Source organism: Novosphingobium indicum (assembly GCF_014645195.1).
Classification (GTDB): domain Bacteria; phylum Pseudomonadota; class Alphaproteobacteria; order Sphingomonadales; family Sphingomonadaceae; genus Novosphingobium; species Novosphingobium indicum.
Map to the genome: position 1 here is coordinate 20435 of NZ_BMLK01000029.1, position 18894 is coordinate 39328.

General features: G+C 65.0%; 19 protein-coding genes. 9 read left to right on the forward strand and 10 right to left on the reverse strand.

All coding sequences use genetic code 11. The features are described 5' to 3' along the window. Window positions 1-5 precede the first annotated feature (5 nt). The 3 genes from IEX64_RS20870 to bufA2 form a co-directional block, all read right to left on the reverse strand. Window positions 6-782 carry an HvfC/BufC N-terminal domain-containing protein gene (locus IEX64_RS20870; protein ID WP_188822897.1) on the reverse strand — a complete coding sequence of 259 codons (777 nt, stop codon included), beginning with the start codon at window positions 780-782 and terminating at the stop codon, window positions 6-8. Beyond that, window positions 779-1615 carry an MNIO family bufferin maturase gene (gene bufB, locus IEX64_RS20875; protein ID WP_188822931.1) on the reverse strand — a complete coding sequence of 279 codons (837 nt, stop codon included), beginning with the start codon at window positions 1613-1615 and terminating at the stop codon, window positions 779-781. Before bufB ends, IEX64_RS20870 begins: the two co-directional genes overlap by 4 nt. Before the next feature lie 91 nt (window positions 1616-1706). Next, complete coding sequence (gene bufA2 / locus IEX64_RS20880; RefSeq protein WP_188822899.1) at window positions 1707-1991, reverse strand: BufA2 family periplasmic bufferin-type metallophore; 285 nt, start codon at window positions 1989-1991, stop codon at window positions 1707-1709. 172 nt (window positions 1992-2163) lie between these two features. On the opposite strand from bufA2, the gene IEX64_RS20885 reads away from it, so the two are divergent. The 4 genes from IEX64_RS20885 to IEX64_RS20900 are packed head-to-tail and all read left to right on the forward strand — an operon-like array spanning window position 2164 to window position 4089. Then, on the forward strand, window positions 2164-2442 hold the full coding sequence (locus IEX64_RS20885; RefSeq protein WP_188822901.1) for a BufA1 family periplasmic bufferin-type metallophore: 279 nt from the start codon (window positions 2164-2166) through the stop codon (window positions 2440-2442). Between the two features lie 23 nt (window positions 2443-2465). Beyond that, entirely contained in the window at window positions 2466-2924 is a 459-nt protein-coding gene (locus IEX64_RS20890; RefSeq protein WP_188822903.1) for a DoxX family protein, read from the forward strand. Next, window positions 2921-3451, forward strand: coding sequence for a sigma-70 family RNA polymerase sigma factor (locus IEX64_RS20895; RefSeq protein WP_188822905.1), 531 nt, complete (start codon window positions 2921-2923; stop codon window positions 3449-3451). The genes IEX64_RS20890 and IEX64_RS20895 overlap by 4 nt, the downstream gene beginning before the upstream one ends. Before the next feature lie 2 nt (window positions 3452-3453). After that, the gene (locus tag IEX64_RS20900) at window positions 3454-4089 is read left to right on the forward strand and encodes an NrsF family protein (RefSeq protein ID WP_188822908.1); all 636 of its coding nucleotides are present in this window, start codon (window positions 3454-3456) and stop codon (window positions 4087-4089) included. On the opposite strand, the gene IEX64_RS20905 is transcribed toward IEX64_RS20900, so the two are convergent. The 7 genes from IEX64_RS20905 to cyoA are packed head-to-tail and all read right to left on the reverse strand — an operon-like array spanning window position 4090 to window position 10993. Next, complete coding sequence (locus tag IEX64_RS20905) at window positions 4090-4632, reverse strand: response regulator transcription factor (RefSeq protein ID WP_188822909.1); 543 nt, start codon at window positions 4630-4632, stop codon at window positions 4090-4092. It lies immediately after the preceding gene. After that, window positions 4629-5924 (reverse strand): ATP-binding protein, encoded by a 1296-nt coding sequence (locus IEX64_RS20910; RefSeq protein WP_373290179.1) that lies wholly within the window; start codon window positions 5922-5924, stop codon window positions 4629-4631. The genes IEX64_RS20905 and IEX64_RS20910 overlap by 4 nt, the downstream gene beginning before the upstream one ends. Then, the gene (locus IEX64_RS20915) at window positions 5924-6691 is read right to left on the reverse strand and encodes an SURF1 family protein (protein WP_308422621.1); all 768 of its coding nucleotides are present in this window, start codon (window positions 6689-6691) and stop codon (window positions 5924-5926) included. The genes IEX64_RS20910 and IEX64_RS20915 overlap by 1 nt, the downstream gene beginning before the upstream one ends. After that, window positions 6688-7086 (reverse strand): cytochrome o ubiquinol oxidase subunit IV, encoded by a 399-nt coding sequence (cyoD, locus tag IEX64_RS20920; protein WP_188822913.1) that lies wholly within the window; start codon window positions 7084-7086, stop codon window positions 6688-6690. The genes IEX64_RS20915 and cyoD overlap by 4 nt, the downstream gene beginning before the upstream one ends. Then, window positions 7086-7733 (reverse strand): cytochrome o ubiquinol oxidase subunit III, encoded by a 648-nt coding sequence (gene cyoC / locus IEX64_RS20925; protein ID WP_188822915.1) that lies wholly within the window; start codon window positions 7731-7733, stop codon window positions 7086-7088. The genes cyoD and cyoC overlap by 1 nt, the downstream gene beginning before the upstream one ends. A 3-nt stretch (window positions 7734-7736) precedes the next feature. Then, the gene (gene cyoB, locus IEX64_RS20930; RefSeq protein ID WP_188822917.1) at window positions 7737-9743 is read right to left on the reverse strand and encodes a cytochrome o ubiquinol oxidase subunit I; all 2007 of its coding nucleotides are present in this window, start codon (window positions 9741-9743) and stop codon (window positions 7737-7739) included. A 5-nt stretch (window positions 9744-9748) separates the two neighbouring features. Continuing rightward, on the reverse strand, window positions 9749-10993 hold the full coding sequence (cyoA, locus tag IEX64_RS20935) for a ubiquinol oxidase subunit II (protein WP_188822920.1): 1245 nt from the start codon (window positions 10991-10993) through the stop codon (window positions 9749-9751). A 220-nt stretch (window positions 10994-11213) separates the two neighbouring features. On the opposite strand from cyoA, the gene IEX64_RS20940 reads away from it, so the two are divergent. The 5 genes from IEX64_RS20940 to IEX64_RS20955 all read left to right on the forward strand — a co-directional run bounded on the left by IEX64_RS20940 (window position 11214) and on the right by IEX64_RS20955 (window position 18627). Next, on the forward strand, window positions 11214-12527 hold the full coding sequence (locus IEX64_RS20940; RefSeq protein ID WP_188822921.1) for an MFS transporter: 1314 nt from the start codon (window positions 11214-11216) through the stop codon (window positions 12525-12527). A 96-nt stretch (window positions 12528-12623) separates the two neighbouring features. Continuing rightward, complete coding sequence (locus IEX64_RS24505; RefSeq protein ID WP_229710615.1) at window positions 12624-13532, forward strand: ImuA family protein; 909 nt, start codon at window positions 12624-12626, stop codon at window positions 13530-13532. Beyond that, entirely contained in the window at window positions 13432-14781 is a 1350-nt protein-coding gene (locus IEX64_RS20945) for a Y-family DNA polymerase (protein WP_373290181.1), read from the forward strand. The genes IEX64_RS24505 and IEX64_RS20945 overlap by 101 nt, the downstream gene beginning before the upstream one ends. Continuing rightward, window positions 14778-17966 (forward strand): error-prone DNA polymerase, encoded by a 3189-nt coding sequence (locus IEX64_RS20950; RefSeq protein WP_188822923.1) that lies wholly within the window; start codon window positions 14778-14780, stop codon window positions 17964-17966. The genes IEX64_RS20945 and IEX64_RS20950 overlap by 4 nt, the downstream gene beginning before the upstream one ends. A 49-nt stretch (window positions 17967-18015) precedes the next feature. Beyond that, window positions 18016-18627, forward strand: coding sequence for a hypothetical protein (locus tag IEX64_RS20955; RefSeq protein ID WP_188822925.1), 612 nt, complete (start codon window positions 18016-18018; stop codon window positions 18625-18627). Window positions 18628-18894 lie beyond the last annotated feature (267 nt).

Consider the following 18894-nt stretch of genomic DNA (forward strand, 5'->3'; position numbering starts at 1 on the left):
GGTAGCTACTGGACGGCGGCGATCCACCCGCTGGACAGCCAACGGGCCAGCATGGCACCGGCTAGCTCCAGCGCCGCCGCCTCGCCGAGCAGCGAGACCAGATGGTCGCAGGCAGCGCCGTAGCTGGCGCCATCCATCATCAGGGCCAGAGCCTGCATTTCCGCCAGTCCGATCAGGGTGAAGGTAGCGCGCATTCCCTCGCGCCAGACCACGCAACCTTGTGGTTCCGCCAAAGGAGCAAGATCTCGCGCCGCGGCAATGTTGGGTTCTGCGCCGAGCAGTTCCCACAAGGCGCGGCAGTCGTGATGCACTTGCCGAAAGCGCAGTCCCGGCATGAACCGCAAGCGCAAGTCCTGCCATGCGCGATCGTCGAACGACTGTGTGGCGGTTACCATGCCCGGCCCGTCCAGCGGCGTGATGTCCGCAGCGGTGAAGGCGGACTGCATGGCCCATTCGGTCCACGCCAGTTCGCAGACGTCGCGGTCCTGCGGAAACAGGTTGTCGAGTGTCTCGGCAAAGCCCTTGCCCGCATCGTCGAGCGTCCAGCCGGTGGGCGGATGCAGGATCAGGTGATGCGCGGCGGCGGCACCGAAGGCCTCCGACCCGACCAGCAGGGCCGTGCGCGGATAGGTTTCTTGCAGTGTATCGATCAGCCGGGCGCGGTAGGCATTGCGGTAGATCGCGTAGCCGGCGCGTTCGCGGGCCTGCCAGTGTTCCGGCAGCGGGGCGTCGTCCGACATAAGCGCCTCGATGAACTGGCTTTGCTGGGCGGCGAGGGTCATGCGGCGGCGGCCTCCCGAGTGGCACTGGCCGCAATGCGGCGCGCCACGTTCAGCTCGTCGAGCAATTCTGAAAGCGGCGGGATGGCATCGTCGCGTTCGATCATGATCGCGACGGGGCCGGTCAGGGACAGCGCTTCGCCAAGCAAGTCCCAGACTTCACTGCAGACTGCACGGTCATGCGTGTCGATGGCGATCTCCCCCGGCGTATGGCCGGCTAGATGGATCTGCCGCACCCGGTCGAGAGGAAGTCCGTCGAGATAATCGCTGGCCGAATATCCGTGGTTGTGGGCGCTCACGTAGATGTTGTTCACGTCGAGCAGCAGATAGCTCCCCGTCCTGTGAACAACTTCGGCAAGGAATTCCCATTCGGACATCTCGTTTTCGGGAAAGCTGAGATAGCTGGAGGGATTTTCCAGCAGCAGCGGCCGGCGCAGATGATCCTGCGCGATCTGGATGTTGGTGCAGATCACGTCCAGCGCTTCTGCCGTGTAGGGCAGGGGAAGCAGGTCGTGGCTGTTGTGCGCGCTCGAACGGGTCCAGCACAGGTGGTCCGATATCCAGCGCGGTTCGATGCGCTCGGCGAGCATGCGCAGTCTTTCGAGGTAGTTTCGGTCCAGGCCATGCGCCGATCCGGGTGAGAGCGACACGCCGTGAAGCACGACATCGTGTTTCTGCCGCACGGCTTCGAGCACCGCGAGCGGCTTCCCGCCGTCAACCATGAAGTTTTCCGAAATGACCTCAACGAAATCGACGTCGATCGTCCCTTCCAGGAAGTCGCGGTAGTGCTGGCGGCGAAGGCCGAGGCCGAAGCCGGCGAAGGGTGGGACTGACATCATGGCAGGCTCTCCGGAGCGTTGACGAGAGTGGCGGCCGGGTTCCCCGAGGGGGCGGCGGAATAGGGAACCGGGCCGCCGGGAGGTCGGATCAGCCGAGATCGCCGATCGTACCGCCCTTGGTCAGACAGGCGCCTGCCTTCATGGCCTTGAAGCCGTGGCCCTTGCAGACGTTCATGCCCTTGCATTCGTGCTGGGTGGTCTTGCAGTCAGCCGTGCCCTTGCAGCTGTTCACGCCGTAGCAGTGGACGGTGTCGTCCTTGCCCAGCGCGGCGCCGCTGCTGCCTGCGGGCGCGGAAGCGGCGAAGGTCGTTGCGGATGAAAGTGCGAAAGAGGCGGCGACTGCGGCGAAAGTGGCTTTGGACGGAAGCGACATCGATGATCTCCTGACTTGCTGTTTACCCGGCGGGCACAGCATCATTCGCGGCGATCCCTGTCGCGGTTACAGCGCGGCAAAAAAAAGATGCGGGCTGTAACCTTCCGGCGATGCGGCGCGAATGTCTCCGGGAGCCTCGGCACAACGCCGGGGCCAATGAGGAGATATGCCCATGAAGACCCAATCGATCGCCGCACTGGCCGGCCTGGCTCTGACCGGTGCCGTAGCCTCGGCGCAGCCGGCTGCCGCAGCAGACAAGACTCCGATGGAAAAGTGCTACGGCGTGGCCAAGGCTGGCCACAACGACTGTGCAGCCGGACCGGGCACGAGCTGTGCCGGCACCTCTACCCGCGACTATCAGGGCAACGCCTGGAAGCTCGTCAAGAAGGGGTCCTGCACGTCCATCAAGACCCCCAAGGGCCTCGGTTCGCTGAGCCCGATCGAGCGCTGATTTCAGACCGGAGGAGGGGAGAGATGCAGCAGGCGCTGGCAATCTGGCAGAGGAGCACGGCACTCGTCAGCGGCAGGATTGCCGAGAGTGTGGCCCTGCTCTTCGTGCGGCTGGCGCTTGCCGGCGTGTTCTGGCGGTCGGGACGGAGCAAGGTAGTGGACGGAACATGGCTGCAGCCCAGCGATACGACCTACTACCTGTTCGAAACCGACTATTCCGCCGTTCCCCTCCCGGCGGAGCTTGCCGCGCATATGGCGACGTTTGCGGAGACGCTCTTCCCGATCCTGCTCATGCTGGGCCTCGCTACCCGCCTGTCGGCGCTGGCGCTGCTGGGCATGACTATGGTCATACAGGTCTTCGTTTTCCCCGAGGCCTGGTGGAGTGTGCACTTGCTGTGGGTCGCCATGGCCTTGACTCTCGTGTCACGAGGGGGCGGTCTGTTCGCGCTCGATACAGTCGGCATGCGGATAGTGGCGCGATGACAGGGGATGAAGAGACCATGGCGCGGCTGATGCGGGCTGCGCAGCGCGGCGACCGCCAGGCCTATGCGGTGCTGCTCGAACAAGCGGCGAAGTGGCTGCGCCGCTATTTCCAGAAACGTACCGCGCGCGAGAAGCTCGGCGATCTGGTGCAGGAAGTGCTGATGGCGGTCCACGCCAAGCGCGCGACTTACGATCCCTCACGGCCGTTCTACCCCTGGCTGGCGGCGATTGCGCGCTATCGCTGGATCGACCATCTGCGCGCCGAATACCGGGTTCAGGAACAGGAACTGTTTGACGATATTCCGGGTGATGAGAACGCCGAGGAGGTCGTGATGGCGCGCATCAGTCTGGATCGGCTCTTCGCGCAGTTGCCGCCCGCTCAGGCAGCGGCGATCGAGCTTGTGAAGATAGAGGGATATTCGGTGGCCGAAGCATCGCAGCGATGCGGCCAGAGCCAGTCCCTCGTGAAAGTGAATGTCCATCGCGGCCTTAAGAAGCTGGCCGCGATTATCGAGAAGGCCAGTTGAATATGGACGACGCCACCCAGGCCCTCATTGCCGGGATCGCTGCAGATGCCACCCCGGTGCGGCCCATCAACAGAATGCGGGGGCTGGCCATGGTCGGCCTTGCCTTCTTGCTCACCGAGATCGTGGTGCTCTTCGCGCTAGGCGCGCGGCAGGGGCTGATGAGCGGACAGGTGTCGGTCTTCTTCGTCGTCGTGAACGGGCTGCTCCTGATCCTCGGGCTGTCCTGTATCGCTGCAGTGGTGACGATGGCCTCGCCGCAAGTGGGCGCGAACCACGACGGGCCCAAGTGGGCGATGGCCATGGCGGGCGTCCTGCCGCTTGCCGGGCTGCTGGCCGCGACCGGCGCCGGCGTGAACGGGCATCTGCACGTCCAAGGCGCGCATTGCATGTACCTTGGCCTCGCAGCATCCTTGCTGGTCGGCGCGGCGCTGTTCGTCTGGCTGCGCCGGGGCGCGCCGGTGTCGCCGCGGCTGGCAGGGCTCTATCTGGGGGCCGGGGCCGGAGCGTTGGGCTCGGTAGCGAACGGCATGGCCTGTTCGGACGAGTCCATTGCGCACCTGGGTATCTGGCACGTCGCGTCGGTCGTCATCGCCGCGCTTATCGGGCGCTACGGCGTGTCGCGGTGGCTGCGCTGGTAATCAGATCCGCCGCTTTTCCAGCTTGCGGGCCAGTGTGCGGCGGTGGAGGCCGAGGCGGCGGGCCGCTTCGGAAATGTTGAAATCGCATTCGACCAGCGTCTGATGGATGTATTCCCACTCCAGCGTCTTGATCGAGCTCTTGCGCCCGTCGACCGGCACTTCCGGGTTGCCTTGCGCGCTGGAAAAGGCGGCTTCGATGTCGTCGGTGTTGGACGGCTTCGCGAGATAGTGCGCCGCGCCCAGCTTGATCGCCTCCACAGCAGTGGCGATGCTGGCATAGCCGGTAAGCACGACGATGTGCGTGTCGGGCTGCGTCGCGTGGAGCGACTGGACCACGGCAAGTCCAGAATCGTTGCCGAGCTTGAGGTCTACCACGGCATAGTCGAAGTCGGTGGCCTTCGCCTGTTCGTCCGCTTCCCGCGCCGAAGTGGCGGACGACACCTGATAGCCCCGGCGTTCGAACGAGCGGCGCAGCGTGCGGCCGAAGGCCGGATCGTCCTCGACGATGAGGAGCGTGGCGCCGCCGTCCTGCCCTGTGCTCATGCCGGTTTTTCCTTCTGGTAGGCCAGCGCTGCAAGCGGCAGCGTGATCCATACCGTTGCGCCGCCGGTTTCGCGGTTCGCGACCGAGACCCGCCCGCCCAGCTTGCGTACCACGTTGAAGACGAGGAACAGGCCCAGGCCGCCGCCATCGCGCCCTTTGGTGGAAGTGTAGGGCTGACCGACACGGGCGAGCATTTCGGGTGCGAAACCGGGGCCTTCATCGCTGACGGTAATCAGCAGATCGTCGTTTTCCCGCGCGATTTCAAGAAGGACGAGGGCGGGGGAGACCTCCTGCGCATTGTCGATCACATTGCCGATGATCTGGCGCAGACCGGGGTCGGCGACGATGGCGACGTCGTCTCCGAAGCGGTCGACGAAGTGCAGTTCGCCGTCCATGCGCGACTGCCAGTCGGCGACGATATCCGCGAAGAGCGAGTGCACGGTCGAAACGCCGGGGTTCTCGCCGCGAAGGTCGCCCGCGGACATCAGGATACCGCTGACGATCGTCTTGCAGCGCTCCAGTTCGACCCGCATGTCGGCAAGGTCCTCGCCGAGTTCGGCGTTGGAGGCGATGGTGGGCAGGCGGGCCCAGTCGCCGAGGATCACCGACATCGACGACAGTGGCGTGCCCAGCTCGTGCGCTGCGCCGGAGGCCAGCAGACCCATACGGATGATGTGGTCTTCCTCGGTGGCTTGCTGGCGCAGCGCTTCGAGCGCCATGTCGCTTTCGCGCCGGTTGCGGTCCAGCCGGACGACGAAGAACACCAGCAGGACTGCGGCAAGAATGAAGCAGAACAGGCTGCCGAGCTGGTAAAGGTGGAACTGGTTGGCCGCGTGCCGCGCGGGAAGGTCCAGAGGGACATAGGCGAAGGTCAGGAAGACCATCGCAAGACATGCCAGAACCGCGATGATCCAGCTCCAACGCGGTTGCAGGATCACCGCGCCTATCACGATCTGCAGCAGGAACAGGAACGTGAAGGGATTGGTGGCGCCGCCGCTGTGGTAGAGTTGCCAGCACAGCGCGAGAACGTCGATCACCAGAGCCGCGAAGAGTTCGCGCTGCGAGAAGGTCTGCCGTCGCTGCAGCAGGCTGGCGGTCGCGAAGTTGACGAGAATGAGCAGCAGCGGAGCCATCAGCAGCGGCAACAGCGGCAGTCGCGCATCAAGGATCTGGGCAACCGCCACAATAGTGGCAAGCTGGCCGAATACGGCTATCCAGCGCAGTTGCAGCAGCAGCAGGACATTGCGCCAGGTCGCACTGCGGGTCGGCGGAACGGGGGCGATCAGGCGCATCATGGCACTGTGCGCGTTTTGCCGCGCCAGACAAGGCCCATCCCGACAAGCGAGAGCAGCGCCATGGCGAACCAGGTCAGGGCGTATTGCAGGTGGTTGTCGGGAAACCGGATGACCGTGAGCCCGGGCACGGGCTTGAAGATACCGGAGGGGCTGGTTGCCGTTTCGGTCTGCGCATCGACGAAGACGGGGGCGGCATCGGTGACATGTCTGGCTTTGGACAACGCTGCCACGTCGCGCGAATACCAGCGGTCATCCTGCGGCCGGTTGGACTGGAGCAGGCTGCCGCCCGGCTCGCTGGAGCGGACGAGGCCGACGACAGCCACCGTCCCCGAGGGTGTCGCCTTGCCGGCCCGCGCCGCCGTGGTGCCCGAGGGCACGAAGCCGCGGTTCACCCAGACCGTGCGCCCATCGTCGAGGTGCATCGGGGTCATCGTCCAGTACCCGGTGCCGAGCTCGGTCGCGGCGCGGACGAGGGCGGTATGCGATCCGGCGTAGGTGCCCGATAGCTTCACGCGCAGATAGTCGAAGGCACCCGGCGGCTGCGCCATCAGGCGCTTGCGGGAAGGCGTTTCTACCGGGGCGGCATGAAGGCGGGCATCGACGCGGGCGATGAGATCATGCTTCCAGTGCATGCGCTGCACCTGCCACACGCCCAGCGCCACGAAGGCGGCGAATGCGAGCAGGAGGAACAGGGTAAGGCCCCAGGGGCGCCGCGAAGGGTGCCCCGGGCGTCTATGGTCCGCTTCTCCCGCCGAGGGGGTCAGGGCACCTGCCCCATGTCGTGGCTCATCATCGGCATCATGTTGTGGTTGAGGTGGTACATCACCCACAACGAGCCCGACAGCGCGATCCCGACAATAATGATCGTGAAGATCAGTGCCATCACCGTCCAGCCGTTCTCCGACTTGGTGTTCATGTGCAGGAAGTAGATCATGTGGACCACGATCTGCACTACGGCGAAGGCCACGATGACCAGCGCGGTCGCCTGCTTGTCGGCAATCGCGCCGCTCATCACCAGCCAGAACGGGATGGCGGTGAGCACGGCCGAGAGGATGAAGCCGATCAGGTAGTCGCGCAGCGAGCCGTGGTTGCCTTCGTGATCGTCGTGATGCCCGTCGGCGTGCGGGTTCGGGTGGGCGTGGTGGTCAGCGGCGCTCATCACAGCATTCCCATCAGGTAAACGAAAGTGAAGACGCCGATCCAGATGACGTCGAGGAAGTGCCAGAACAGCGACAGGCACATGAGGCGGCGCTGGTTGGCCGGGATCAGCCCCTTGGCGCCGATCTGCACGAACAGCGTGAACAGCCAGATCAGGCCGAAGGTCACGTGCAGGCCGTGGGTGCCGACCAGCGAGAAGAAGGCGGTCAGGAAGCCGCTGCGCATCGGCGTGGCGCCTTCGTGGATCAGGCCGGCGAACTCGTGCAGCTCGATCCCGATGAAGGCCATGCCGAACAGCGCCGTGACGAGCAGCCAGGCCTGTGTGGCACCCTTGCGGTTCTTCGCCATCGCCAGCATCGCAAAGCCATAGGTGATCGAGGAAAACAGCAGCATCGCCGTGTTCACCGCCACCAGCGGCAGTTCGAACAGGTCCTTGGGGCCGGGGCCCGCGGCATAGTTTCCGCCGAGCACGCCATAGGCCGCGAAGAGCATCGCGAAGATGAGGCAGTCGCTCATCAGGTAGAGCCAGAAGCCCAGCATGGTGCTGCCGCCTTCAGGATGATCGTGCTCGTTCAGATCATAGAACGCGGCCGTGATCTGCGCGGGGCTCGCCTTTGGCGTCGCTGCGTCGAGAGTGGTGGCGCTCATGGTTCAGGCTCCCGCCGCGGCCAGCTGGCGCGTGCGCGCGTCCTCGGTCTCCACCACGGTCTGGGCCGGGAGGTGATAGTCGCGCTTGTAGTTGAAGGTATGGGCGATCGCGTAGCCGAGGATGCCGGCGAAGGCGGCGGCGGCGAGCCACCAGATGTACCAGATCATCGCGAAGCCGAGCACCGCGGAAAGACCCGCCAGAACCACGCCGGTGGCGGTGTTCTTCGGCATGTGGATCGGCCGGAAGCCGCTGGTCGGACGCTGGACGCCGCAGCGCTTCATGTCTTCCCAGGCGTCGATGTCGTGGACGATCGGCGTAACCGCGAAGTTGTAGGCGGGCGGCGGCGAGCTGGTCGACCACTCAAGCGTGCGGCCGCCCCATGGATCGCCGGTCTCGTCGCGCAGCTGGTCGCGCTTCATGATTGAGACGCCGAACTGGACGAACATGGCCGCGATGCCGACGGCGATCAGGGCGGCGCCGATGGCGGCAATCACGAACCAGATCTGCAGGCTGGGATCGTCGAACACGCGCATGCGGCGGGTGACGCCCATCAGGCCGAGGACATAGAGCGGCATGAAGGCGAGGTAGAAGCCGACCACCCAGCTCCAGAAGCTGACCTTGCCCCAGAACGGATCGAGCTTGTAGCCGAAGGCCTTGGGCCACCAGTAGTTGATCCCCGCGAAGGTGCCGAACACCACGCCCCCGATGATCACGTTGTGGAAGTGGGCGATCAGGAACAGCGAGTTGTGCAGCACGAAGTCGGCAGGCGGCACGGCCAGCAGCACGCCCGTCATGCCGCCGATGGTGAAAGTGAGCATGAAGGCCACCGTCCACATCATCGGCAGTTCGAAGCGGATGCGTCCGCGGTACATCGTGAACAGCCAGTTGAAGAGCTTGGCGCCGGTCGGGATCGAGATGACCATGGTGGTGATCCCGAAAAACGAGTTGACGCTGGCGCCCGACCCCATCGTGAAGAAGTGGTGCAGCCACACGATGTACGACAGAATGGTGATGACCATCGTCGCGTAGACCATCGAGGTATAGCCGAACAGGCGCTTGCCCGAGAAGGTGGCGGTCACTTCGGAGAACACGCCGAAGAGCGGCAGGATCAGGATGTAGACCTCGGGGTGGCCCCAGATCCAGATCAGGTTCACGTACATCATGGCGTTGCCGCCGAAGTCGTTCGTGAAGAAGTTGAAGCCCAGGTAGCGGTCGAGCGAGAGCATGCACAGCACCGCCGTCAGCACCGGAAAGGCCGCGACGATTAGGATGTTGGTGCAAAGCGCGGTCCAGGTGAAGACCGGCATGCGCATCATGGTCATGCCCGGCGCGCGCATCTTCACGATGGTCGCGATCAGGTTGACGCCCGAGAGCAGCGTACCGACGCCCGCGACCTGCAGCGACCATATCCAGTAGTCGACGCCGACCCACGGACTGTAGGCGAGGTTCGACAGCGGCGGATAGGCCAGCCAGCCGGTCTGGCCGAATTCGCCGAGGAACAGCGAAGTCATCACCAGCGCCGCGCCCGATGCGGTCATCCAGAAGCTGAAATTGTTGAGGAAGGGAAAGCTGACGTCGCGCGCGCCGATCTGCAGCGGCACGACATAGTTCATCAGGCCGGTGACGAAGGGCATGGCCGCGAAGAAGATCATGATCACGCCGTGGGCGGTGAATATCTGGTCGTAGTGGTGGGCGTTGAGGTATCCCTCGTTCCCGCCGAAGGCCATCGCCTGCTGCAGACGCATCATGATCGCATCGGCAAAGCCGCGCGCGAACATGATGAGGCCCAGCACCATGTACATGATGCCGATCTTCTTATGGTCCACGCTGGTGAACCATTCCTTCCAGAGGTACCCCCAGAGGCGGAAATAGGTCAGCGCGCCGAGCACGGCGGCGCCGCCGATCGCGACAACCACGAAGGTGACGAGCACGATGGGCTCGGTGGGAACGGCATCCCACCACAGGCGGCCGAGCAGGGGGCTCCAGTGATTGTGAACTACGGATTCCATGCTAGTCAGTTCCGCGAAATCAGGGGGGAGTGCGCCGCCGGGTCCGCGCCCTGATCCCAGGCGACGGACTGCGGTGCGGAAAGGCCGGCGCCGGTCAGTGTGCGCGGGTTGGCGGGGGCTTTGACGGTAGTGTCGGGAGCCTGACCGGGCTCCTGCTTGCACAGGGCGCGCACCCAGGCGAGTTCACGCTTGGCGGCGGCATCCGGGTTGGCATTGGCCTTGGCCGAAGCCTCGCGCCCGTACTTGTCGTAGGCGAGCATTTCGACGTTGCGGATGCCGGCCTTGCCGAGCCCGCCCTTCGCATCGAGCGCCATCATTTCGCTCATGCACATCTTGCCGGGTTCCACGCACATGTCGAGGATCGCGCCGTAGAGGTCGGGCGAGACCGATGCGTAGTGGATCACGGGGACTTTCTCGCTCGGCTTTTCGAGCTTGAGATAGGTTGCACGGTCGAGCGCGCCGGCATTGTTCCGGCTGCCGGCCTTCACGCCGCTCACCCACTTGGCGAAGTCCGCGTCGGTCACCGACCGGGTGGCGAAACGCATGTTCGAGAAGCCGGCGCCGCTGTAGTTTGCGGAAAAACCGGTGAACTCGCCGGTCCGGTTCATCACCGCGTGCAGGCGCGTTTCCATGCCCGGCATCGCGTAGATCTGGCCGGCCATCGCGGGCACGAAGAACGAATTCATCACGCTCGACGCGGTGATCTTGAACTGCAGCGGGCGGCCCTGCGGCACGACCAGTTCATTGACCGTGGCGATGCCCTGTTCGGGGTAGATGAACAGCCATTTCCAGTCGAGCGCGACGACTTCGACTTGCAGCGGCCTGGCATCGTGCGCGACCGGCGTTTTCGCATCGATGCGGCCGATGGTGCGATAGGGATCGAGAATGTGCGTGCCCACCCAGGTCAGCGCGCCCAGGCAGATGATGATCAGCAGCGGGGCGGCCCAGATGACGAGTTCGAGCTGGGTCGAGTGATCCCAGTCGGGCTGGTAGTCGGCATCCTTGTTCGAGGCGCGGTACTTCCACGCGAAGAACACCGTCAGCGCCATCACCGGCAGAATGATGATCAGCATCAGGATCGTCGACATGACGACGAGGTCACCCTGTTGCTGTGCGACATCGCCGGCCGGATTGAGAACGACCGTGTTGCAGGCTGAAAGCCCGCCCGACAGTGCCAGGGCGGCAAAGATGCGCACTGTCGGGCGGGCGGGGTTAGCCGCGCCGGGGGGAAGAAGGGGGGGGCGCGGCATCTCGTGGGACTCGGTGGAGCACATGAAAGAGGCGCCTAGGCCGATGCCGGGAAGGCGAACATAGGACATTTTGTCCAATCCCCTTGATCGCGATCAATGACGATAGGGTGAACCCGTGAAGGACGGGCGTTTGCGCGCCCGGCATTGATTCGCCCGTTGCCGATGCGCGTCACGCGTTCTCCGGCGGCGGGACCAGACACACGAAAGCCGCGAGATCGAGATGACCAGCACCACGCCCACACGAGACGCCCTGGGCCTACCGATCTTCAAGGAGCACCATCAGGTGTCGCCGGCCGAGATCGCCATCGGCGTGATCATCGGCCGCACTTCGGAATTCTTCGACTTCTTCGTCTACGCCATCGCTTCGGTGCTGGTGTTTCCGGCGCTGTTCTTCCCCTTCGTCGATGCGCTGACCGGGACGCTGTGGTCTTTCGCGATCTTCTCGCTGGCCTTCATTGCCCGGCCTTTCGGCTCGCTCGTCTTCATGGCCATCGACCGCGCCTATGGCCGCGGCACCAAGCTGACGATCGCGCTGTTCATGCTGGGCGGCTCGACGGCGGCCATTGCCTTCCTGCCTTCCTACACCGATGCGGGCATGACCTCGATCTGGCTGCTGGCGCTGCTGCGGCTGGGTCAGGGTTTCGCGCTCGGCGGCACCTGGGATGGCCTTGCCTCGCTGCTCGCGCTCAATGCGCCCGAGGACAAGCGAGGCTGGTATGCGATGATCCCGCAGCTCGGCGCTCCGTTCGGGTTGATCGTCGCCAGCCTGCTCTTTGCCTATATGGTGGCCTCGCTTTCGGCTGCCGACTTCCTCGACTGGGGCTGGCGCTACCCCTTCTTCGTGGCTTTCGCGATCAACGTGGTGGCGCTCTTCGCCCGCCTGCGCATCGTCGTGACCAGCGAGTTCGAGCACCTGTTCCGCACGCGCGACCTGCAGCCGGTCAGCGTCTCGTCGACGATACGCACCGAATGGCGCACCATCGTGATCGGCGCTTTCGCTCCGCTGGCAAGCTTCGCGCTGTTTCACATGGTGACGGTGTTCCCGCTCTCGTGGGTCTATCTCTTCACCCGCGAGACGCCGACGAGCTTCCTGCTGATCGAGGCGGTCGCGGCGGCTTTCGGTGTCGTCGCGGTGGTGGCTTCGGGGAGGCTTGCCGATGCCTTCGGCCGCCGCCGCCTGCTCGGCGCCTGCGCGGTCGGTATCGCCGTGTTCTCAGGCTTCGCGCCGCAGCTTCTCGATGCCGGGACCGTGGGTGAGATCGTCTTCATGGTCGTCGGCTTCGTGCTGCTGGGGCTGGCCTTCGGGCAGTCCTCGGGCGTTGTCGCCTCCGGCTTCGCGACCGAGCACCGTTACACCGGTTCGGCTTTCACCAGCGACCTGTCGTGGCTGCTGGGCGCCGGTTTCGCACCACTGGCCGCACTGCTGCTCTCGGTGAACTTCGGCCTCATCGCCTCGGGCGCCTATCTGCTCTCCGGCGCGCTGGCGACTCTGATCGCGCTCTGGCTCAACACCGAACTCGCCGGCCGCAAGTAAGCCGCTTCCATCCTGTTCGCATGAGAGCCATGTGGACAGGATGGCCATGAATGGAACATAATAGGAACATTAAAGTGATTCGAGATATGTTCCACCATGCTTGCGGACCAGAGCGATACCTGCCTGAAGGCGCTTTCCGCGCCTGACATCGACGAGTCCGGCTTTCCCTGGCCGGCCCGGGGGCTGCTGCACGAGATCCATGCCGACGCCACAGCGCTTGCGGCAGCGATGGGCTTTGCGCTGGGGGCGATAGACCGGGCCGGGGGAAAGCCCATTGTGCTCGCCCGCTGCCCGCGCCGCGCGGTGATGCGCGTCCAGCTTTACGGAGAAGGGCTTCAGTCGCTGGGCGTCGATCCGGCGCGGCTGCTGCTCGTCGAAACGAAGGACGAGGCGGCGCTTCTGCAGGCAGGGCTCGATGCCGCGCGTTGTGGCGGGCTGGGCGCGGTGGTGCTGGAGACCTGGGGTAATCTGCCGCGCTACGACCTCACCGCCAGCCGCCGGCTGGTGCTGGCCGCCGAGAAATCCGGCACGCCGGTCATCGTCCTGCGCGGCGATGCCGTGCCCCGTTCCAGCGCCGCGCACAGCCGTTGGAGCGTCCGCCCCGCGCGGTCCGTCCCGCTGCTCGCCGATGCGCCGGGTTCGCCTGCCATCGAAGTGGAACTGTCCCGCCGGCGCGGCGGCCCTGCGGGGATGCGCTGGCGGCTCGAATGGGGAGACGAGAACGGAGGATATTTCCATGCAGAACGCGTCGATGCCGCGCCGGTATCTGGCGCTGTGGTTCCCGTGGCTCCCGTGCGAGCGAGTGCGCCGGGAGGCCGGGCACTCGTGCTCCACGCCTTTGGCGCTCGTGGTACGGTCGGGCAACGCGCTGCGCCTCTCGGCCGTGGACGCGCAGGCGGCCCGGCTGGGCCTTTCGCCGGGAATGACACTGGCCGACGCGCGGGCGCGCTGCCCGGAGCTGGAGAGCCTGCCGCACGACGAGCAGACCGATACGCACACGCTTGAGCGGCTGACGGCGCGCATGGTGCGCTTCACCCCCATGGCCGCGCTCGATCCGCCCCACGGCGTGATGCTCGACATTACCGCCTGCGCGCACCTGTTCGGCGGCGAGGCGGAACTGGCGCGTCAGGCCATGGCCGAAGCGGGCTTCACCGCGCGCCATGCCTTTGCGGATCATGCTGCTGCGGCACGCGCGCTGGCGCGGTTTGGAAGCGGTGAGGGCGATGTCCGTGCCCTGCCGATTGCCGCGCTGGAACTGCCAGAGGATGCGCTTTCGGGCCTGCGCCGGGCGGGTCTGACTACACTGGGCGACCTCGCGGTCCGGCCGATGGCGGCACTGGCCGCGCGTTTCGGTGAAGGGACGGTGTCGCGGCTGCGGGCGGTTCTGGGCGAAAGGGATACGCCCCTGACACCGCAACGCCCGCCCGTTCGGCTACGCGCACAAGTCCGCTTTCCCGAACCGATCGGGCGCACCGAAGACGTGCTCGACGTTATCGAGACTCTGCTGACGGAGCTGTCGCGGCAGATGGAGGAGCGTCGTCTGGGTGGCAGGCGCTTTGTCGTCAGGCTGGAGCGCACCGACGGCGCACGGCGGCGCTTGAGCGTCGATACCAGTGTGCCGAGCCGCGATCCGGCGCGCATCGTGCGGCTGTTTCGCGAGCGGATCGAAACCTTGTCCGACCCGCTCGATCCCGGTTTCGGCTTCGATGCCGTGGTGCTTGGCGTGACGCGCGCCGATCCTCTCGATCCGGTCCAGTCGGACATCGCCGGAAAGGCCTCTGCCGAGGCGGAGGGCATTGCCGTACTGATCGACCGGCTGACGACCCGGTTCGGGGAGGGCGGCGTTCTGCGCCTTGCCGCGCGCGATACCCATCGGCCCGAGGCGGCGCAGCGCCATTTGCCGGCCCTGCGCGCCCAGCCGAAGCCATGGAACGAGCCGCCGTCGCAGCCACGGCCGCTGTTCCTGCTCGATCCCCCGCAGCCGATCACGGCCATGGCCAGCGTTCCCGACGGCCCGCCGCACCGGCTGCACTGGCGCGGACGCACGCACCGGCTTGTCCTCGCAGAAGGGCCCGAGCGGATCGCCGCCGAATGGTGGCGCAAGCCCGATGGCCATGTGCCGGGCGAGGCCGGGTTGACGCGCGACTACTACCGCGTCGAGGACGAGGAGGGCGCGCGCTACTGGGTGTTCCGCCACGGCCTCTACGACGAGGCCGGCAATCCGCGCTGGTACCTGCACGGCCTTTTCGCATGATCTACGCCGAACCCGTCGCGGCCACCGCCTACAGTTTCCTGCGCGGCGCCTCGCATCCCGCCGAGATGGTGGCGCGCGCCCACGCGCTGGGCATGGCAGGCATCGGCATAGCCGACCGCAACACGGTGGCCGGTGTGGTGCGCGCGCATGTCGCATGGAAGGATCTGGGCGGGCCGGGCAGCGGCTTTCGCCTGCTCACCGGCGCACGGTTGGTCTTTGCCGACGGAACGCCGGATGTGGTCGCCTATCCCGTCGACCGTGCCGGATGGGGGCGGCTCACGCGCCTGCTCACGCTGGGCAACCGCCGCGCGGAGAAGGGCGAGTGCCTGCTGAACCTGCCCGATCTGCTGGACCATGCCGAAGGGCTGGCGCTGATTGCCATGGACGGCAGTCCGGACCTGCTCGCCAGCCTGAAGGAGGCTGTCCCGCACCTGTGGCTGGCCGCGACGATGCCGCGCGGCGGCCGCGATGCGCGTGAACTGGCGCGGCGTAGGATACTGTCGGCTCAGGCAGACGTGTCGCTGATCGCCACCAACGATGCGCTCTATGCCGGGCGCGAGTGCCGGGCGCTCCATGATGTGATGACCTGCATTCGCGAAGGCACCAACGTGCAGGCGGCAGGCCGCAAACTCGCGGCGAACGGCGAGCGCTACCTCAAGCCTCCTGCCGAAATGGCGCGCCTGTTCGCCCGCTGCCCGGAAGCACTGGCGGCGGGTGCCGATCTGTTCGCTGCGATCGCCTTTACGCTTGACGATCTGCGCTACGAATATCCGCATGAGCCGGTGCCGCCCGGCCACACGCCGCAAGGCTGGCTGGAGCATCTTGTCGACCGCAACGCGCGGGCGCATTTCCCCGATGGCCTGCCGGAGGCCTACGCCCGCACCTTGGAGGAGGAATACCGCCTCATCCGCGAGAAGCGTTATGCGCCCTACTTCCTGACTGTCCACGACATCGTCGCCTATGCGCGCTCGCTCGATCCGCCGATCCTGTGCCAGGGGCGCGGCAGTGCGGCCAATTCGCTGGTCTGCTATTTCCTCGGCATCACCCCCATCGATCCGGTCGAGCAGAAGCTGCTGTTCACCCGCTTCCTCTCCGAAGCGCGCAACGAGCCGCCCGACATCGACGTCGATTTCGAGCATGAGCGGCGCGAGGAGGTGATGCAGTACATCTACCGGCGCTATGGCCGCGAGCGGGCCGGGATCGCCGCGACCGTGATCCACTACCGCCAGCGCAGCGCGATCCGCGAGGTGGGCAAGGCGCTGGGGATGACCGACGACGTCACCGCGCGCCTTTCAGGCACGATCTGGGGAAGCTGGAGCAAGGATGAACTGCCCGAGCAGCGCCTTACCGAAGCCGGTTTCGATCCCGCCAATCCCGAACTGGCCCAGCTGCGCGATCTGGTGGGCAGTCTGCTCGAATTCCCCCGGCACTTGTCGCAGCATGTCGGCGGTTTTGTGCTCACCGAAGGGCGGCTCGACGAACTGGTGCCGATCCACAACGCGGCCATGCCGGACCGCACTTTCATTGAATGGGATAAGGACGATATCGATGCGCTCGGCCTGATGAAGGTCGATGTGCTGGCACTCGGCATGCTCACCTGCATTCGCAAGAGCTTCGACCTGATGCGTGCGCATGGGTTGGGCGACTATTCGCTGGCGACTGTGAAGCGGGAAGACAAAGCGACTTACGAGATGCTGCAGCGGGCGGACTCGATAGGCACGTTCCAGGTGGAAAGCCGGGCGCAGATGTCGATGCTGCCGCGCATGAAGCCGAAAGAGCTTTATGATTTGGTGATCCAGGTGGCGATCGTGCGGCCGGGGCCGATCCAGGGCGGCATGGTCCATCCTTACCTGCGCCGCCGCAATGGCGAGGAAGCGGTCGAGCTTCCCGGCCCGCCCGGCAGCAAGCACGAATTGCGCGAGGTGCTGGGTCGGACGCTCGGTGTACCGCTATTTCAGGAGCAGGCGATGAAACTGGCGATTGTCGCCGCCGGCTTTACGCCGACCGAGGCGGACGGGTTGCGCCGGGCCATGGCGACATTCCGGCGTAACGGGACGATGCCGGAGTATCAGGACAAGCTGATCGAGGGCATGGTCCGGCGCGGATATCAGCGCGATTTTGCCGAGCGCTGCTTCGAACAGATCAAGGGCTTTGGCGACTACGGCTTTCCCGAAAGCCACGCGCAGGCCTTTGCCTGGCTGGCCTATGTCTCGAGCTGGCTGAAATGCCATTATCCGGCAGTGTTCGCCTGCGCGCTGCTGAACAGCCAGCCCATGGGCTTCTACGCACCCTCGCAACTGGTGCAGGATGCCCGCGCGCATGGCGTGGAAGTGCGCCCGATCGACGTGGGAACGAGCCAGTGGAATAGCACGCTGGAAGGCGAGCGCGTGCTGCGCCTCGGCCTGCGCCAGATCGGCGGGTTTCGCCAGGAATGGGCCGAGGCGCTGGAGGAGGCGCGCGGCATCAGAGCTTTCAGCGACATTCAGGATCTCGCCGCCCGCGCGAGCCTGCCTTCGCGGGCGATGGCGCTGCTGGCCGATGCCGATGCGCTCGGCTCGCTGGGGCAGGGCCGCCGTCAGGCCGGGTGGGACGTGCGCCGCCTGCCGCCGAAGCAGCTCTCGCTGTTCGCGGCGATGGAAACTCCCGAACTCGGCGCCGAGCCCGATGCCGCGCTGCCCGCAATGCCGCTGGCCGAGGAAGTCGTGGCCGATTACCAGACGCACCGTCTGTCATTGAAAGGCCACCCGATGCAGTTCCTGCGCCGCCGCCTGGCGAGCGAGGGCGTGCTGAGCTGTGCCGAGGTCAATGCCGCGAAGGACGGCGCGCGGGTGCGCTGCGCGGGGGTGGTGCTGGTGCGTCAGCGACCGGGCAAGGGCAATGCCGTATTCATCACCATCGAGGACGAGACCGGCGTGGTCAACGCGCTGCTCTGGGCCCGCGATTTCGAGAAGCAGCGTCGCCCCGTCATGGCCGCCCGGCTCGCCGAGATCGCGGGCGAGGTCCAGCGCAGCAAGGAAGGGGTGGTTCACCTGATGGCGAAACGGGTGACGGACCGCTCGGGCTTGCTGGAGCGGTTGGACGGGACTTTGCCGGCTGATTTGAAGGACGAGCCGCCCGCCGCACCCCCCCGCTCACGCCATCCGCGCGATGTGCGGATATTGCCGCGATCGCGGGATTTTCATTAAAAGGAGAGGCGCCTAACCTTTGTATCATTGATTCAACGAGGGAAGCGCAATGTTCAGTCGGAAGACGACTTTCGTTATTGGAGCCGGTGCATCTTGCGAGCTCGGACTTCCATCCGGGGATCAGCTTAAAGATAACATTCGGGATGTGTTGGTAACGACCAACGAACACGCCTTTCGTTTTTCTGATGAAGCACTGCTTAATAGCCTTCGTTACATGTTTCCGCGCTTGCACACTGATGACCAAGCAGAAATTCGAAAAATGGAAGCCGCAGCCGAGCGAATTAGACGCGGCCTCCCCATGGCTCAATCGATCGACAATTATCTACATACCCATCAAGGCGACGACGCTGTCAGAAGATTAGGTATGGCTGCGATCGCGCGCGTTATCCTTCACGCGGAACGAAAATCCTATCTATTCGGTTCTGGCCGGAGTTTTTACATGGATGCACACTACAGAGATCAAGAGCTGCCTAGCCTAGAGCACTCTGAATTACAGAAGTCGTGGTATGTGCCGTTCGCACAGCTGCTGTTTTCTTTGGTCGCGAAGGCAGAGCCGCAGCGAGCATTCGAAAATGTGCATTTCGTTATATTCAACTATGATAGGTGTTTGGAGGAATTCTTGTGGATGGCGTTGCAGGCTTATTTTGATCTAAGCATCTGACGCAGCGGCGATTTTGTCTGATGTGGAATTTATCCATCCATATGGCTCACTCGGACCTCTCCCGTGGCAAGCAGGTCACGAAGCATCAAACATCCCTCTTGGCGGTGCAAAAAACCTAAACCTATTTAAAGTTGGCGAGAGCTTGCAAACTTTCACTGAAAGTGTGCAGGGAGATACGGGTGCACAGGTAGCGAATGCTGTAGCTGGAGACCCGCAAAAACCGGTAGCGTTTTGGCGGGTATGATGATTCATTGGAGGGGCGCGATC

Coding starts and splice junctions, on each gene's coding strand:
- IEX64_RS20870 (WP_188822897.1), bottom strand. CDS start 782: ATGACCCTCGCCGCCCAGCAAAGCCAGTTCATCGAGGCGCTTATGTCG.
- bufB (WP_188822931.1), bottom strand. CDS start 1,615: ATGTCAGTCCCACCCTTCGCCGGCTTCGGCCTCGGCCTTCGCCGCCAG.
- bufA2 (WP_188822899.1), bottom strand. CDS start 1,991: ATGTCGCTTCCGTCCAAAGCCACTTTCGCCGCAGTCGCCGCCTCTTTC.
- IEX64_RS20885 (WP_188822901.1), top strand. CDS start 2,164: ATGAAGACCCAATCGATCGCCGCACTGGCCGGCCTGGCTCTGACCGGT.
- IEX64_RS20890 (WP_188822903.1), top strand. CDS start 2,466: ATGCAGCAGGCGCTGGCAATCTGGCAGAGGAGCACGGCACTCGTCAGC.
- IEX64_RS20895 (WP_188822905.1), top strand. CDS start 2,921: ATGACAGGGGATGAAGAGACCATGGCGCGGCTGATGCGGGCTGCGCAG.
- IEX64_RS20900 (WP_188822908.1), top strand. CDS start 3,454: ATGGACGACGCCACCCAGGCCCTCATTGCCGGGATCGCTGCAGATGCC.
- IEX64_RS20905 (WP_188822909.1), bottom strand. CDS start 4,632: ATGAGCACAGGGCAGGACGGCGGCGCCACGCTCCTCATCGTCGAGGAC.
- IEX64_RS20910 (WP_373290179.1), bottom strand. CDS start 5,924: ATGCGCCTGATCGCCCCCGTTCCGCCGACCCGCAGTGCGACCTGGCGC.
- cyoD (WP_188822913.1), bottom strand. CDS start 7,086: ATGAGCGCCGCTGACCACCACGCCCACCCGAACCCGCACGCCGACGGG.
- cyoC (WP_188822915.1), bottom strand. CDS start 7,733: ATGAGCGCCACCACTCTCGACGCAGCGACGCCAAAGGCGAGCCCCGCG.
- cyoB (WP_188822917.1), bottom strand. CDS start 9,743: ATGGAATCCGTAGTTCACAATCACTGGAGCCCCCTGCTCGGCCGCCTG.
- cyoA (WP_188822920.1), bottom strand. CDS start 10,993: ATGCCGCGCCCCCCCCTTCTTCCCCCCGGCGCGGCTAACCCCGCCCGC.
- IEX64_RS20940 (WP_188822921.1), top strand. CDS start 11,214: ATGACCAGCACCACGCCCACACGAGACGCCCTGGGCCTACCGATCTTC.
- IEX64_RS24505 (WP_229710615.1), top strand. CDS start 12,624: ATGCTTGCGGACCAGAGCGATACCTGCCTGAAGGCGCTTTCCGCGCCT.
- IEX64_RS20950 (WP_188822923.1), top strand. CDS start 14,778: ATGATCTACGCCGAACCCGTCGCGGCCACCGCCTACAGTTTCCTGCGC.
- IEX64_RS20955 (WP_188822925.1), top strand. CDS start 18,016: ATGTTCAGTCGGAAGACGACTTTCGTTATTGGAGCCGGTGCATCTTGC.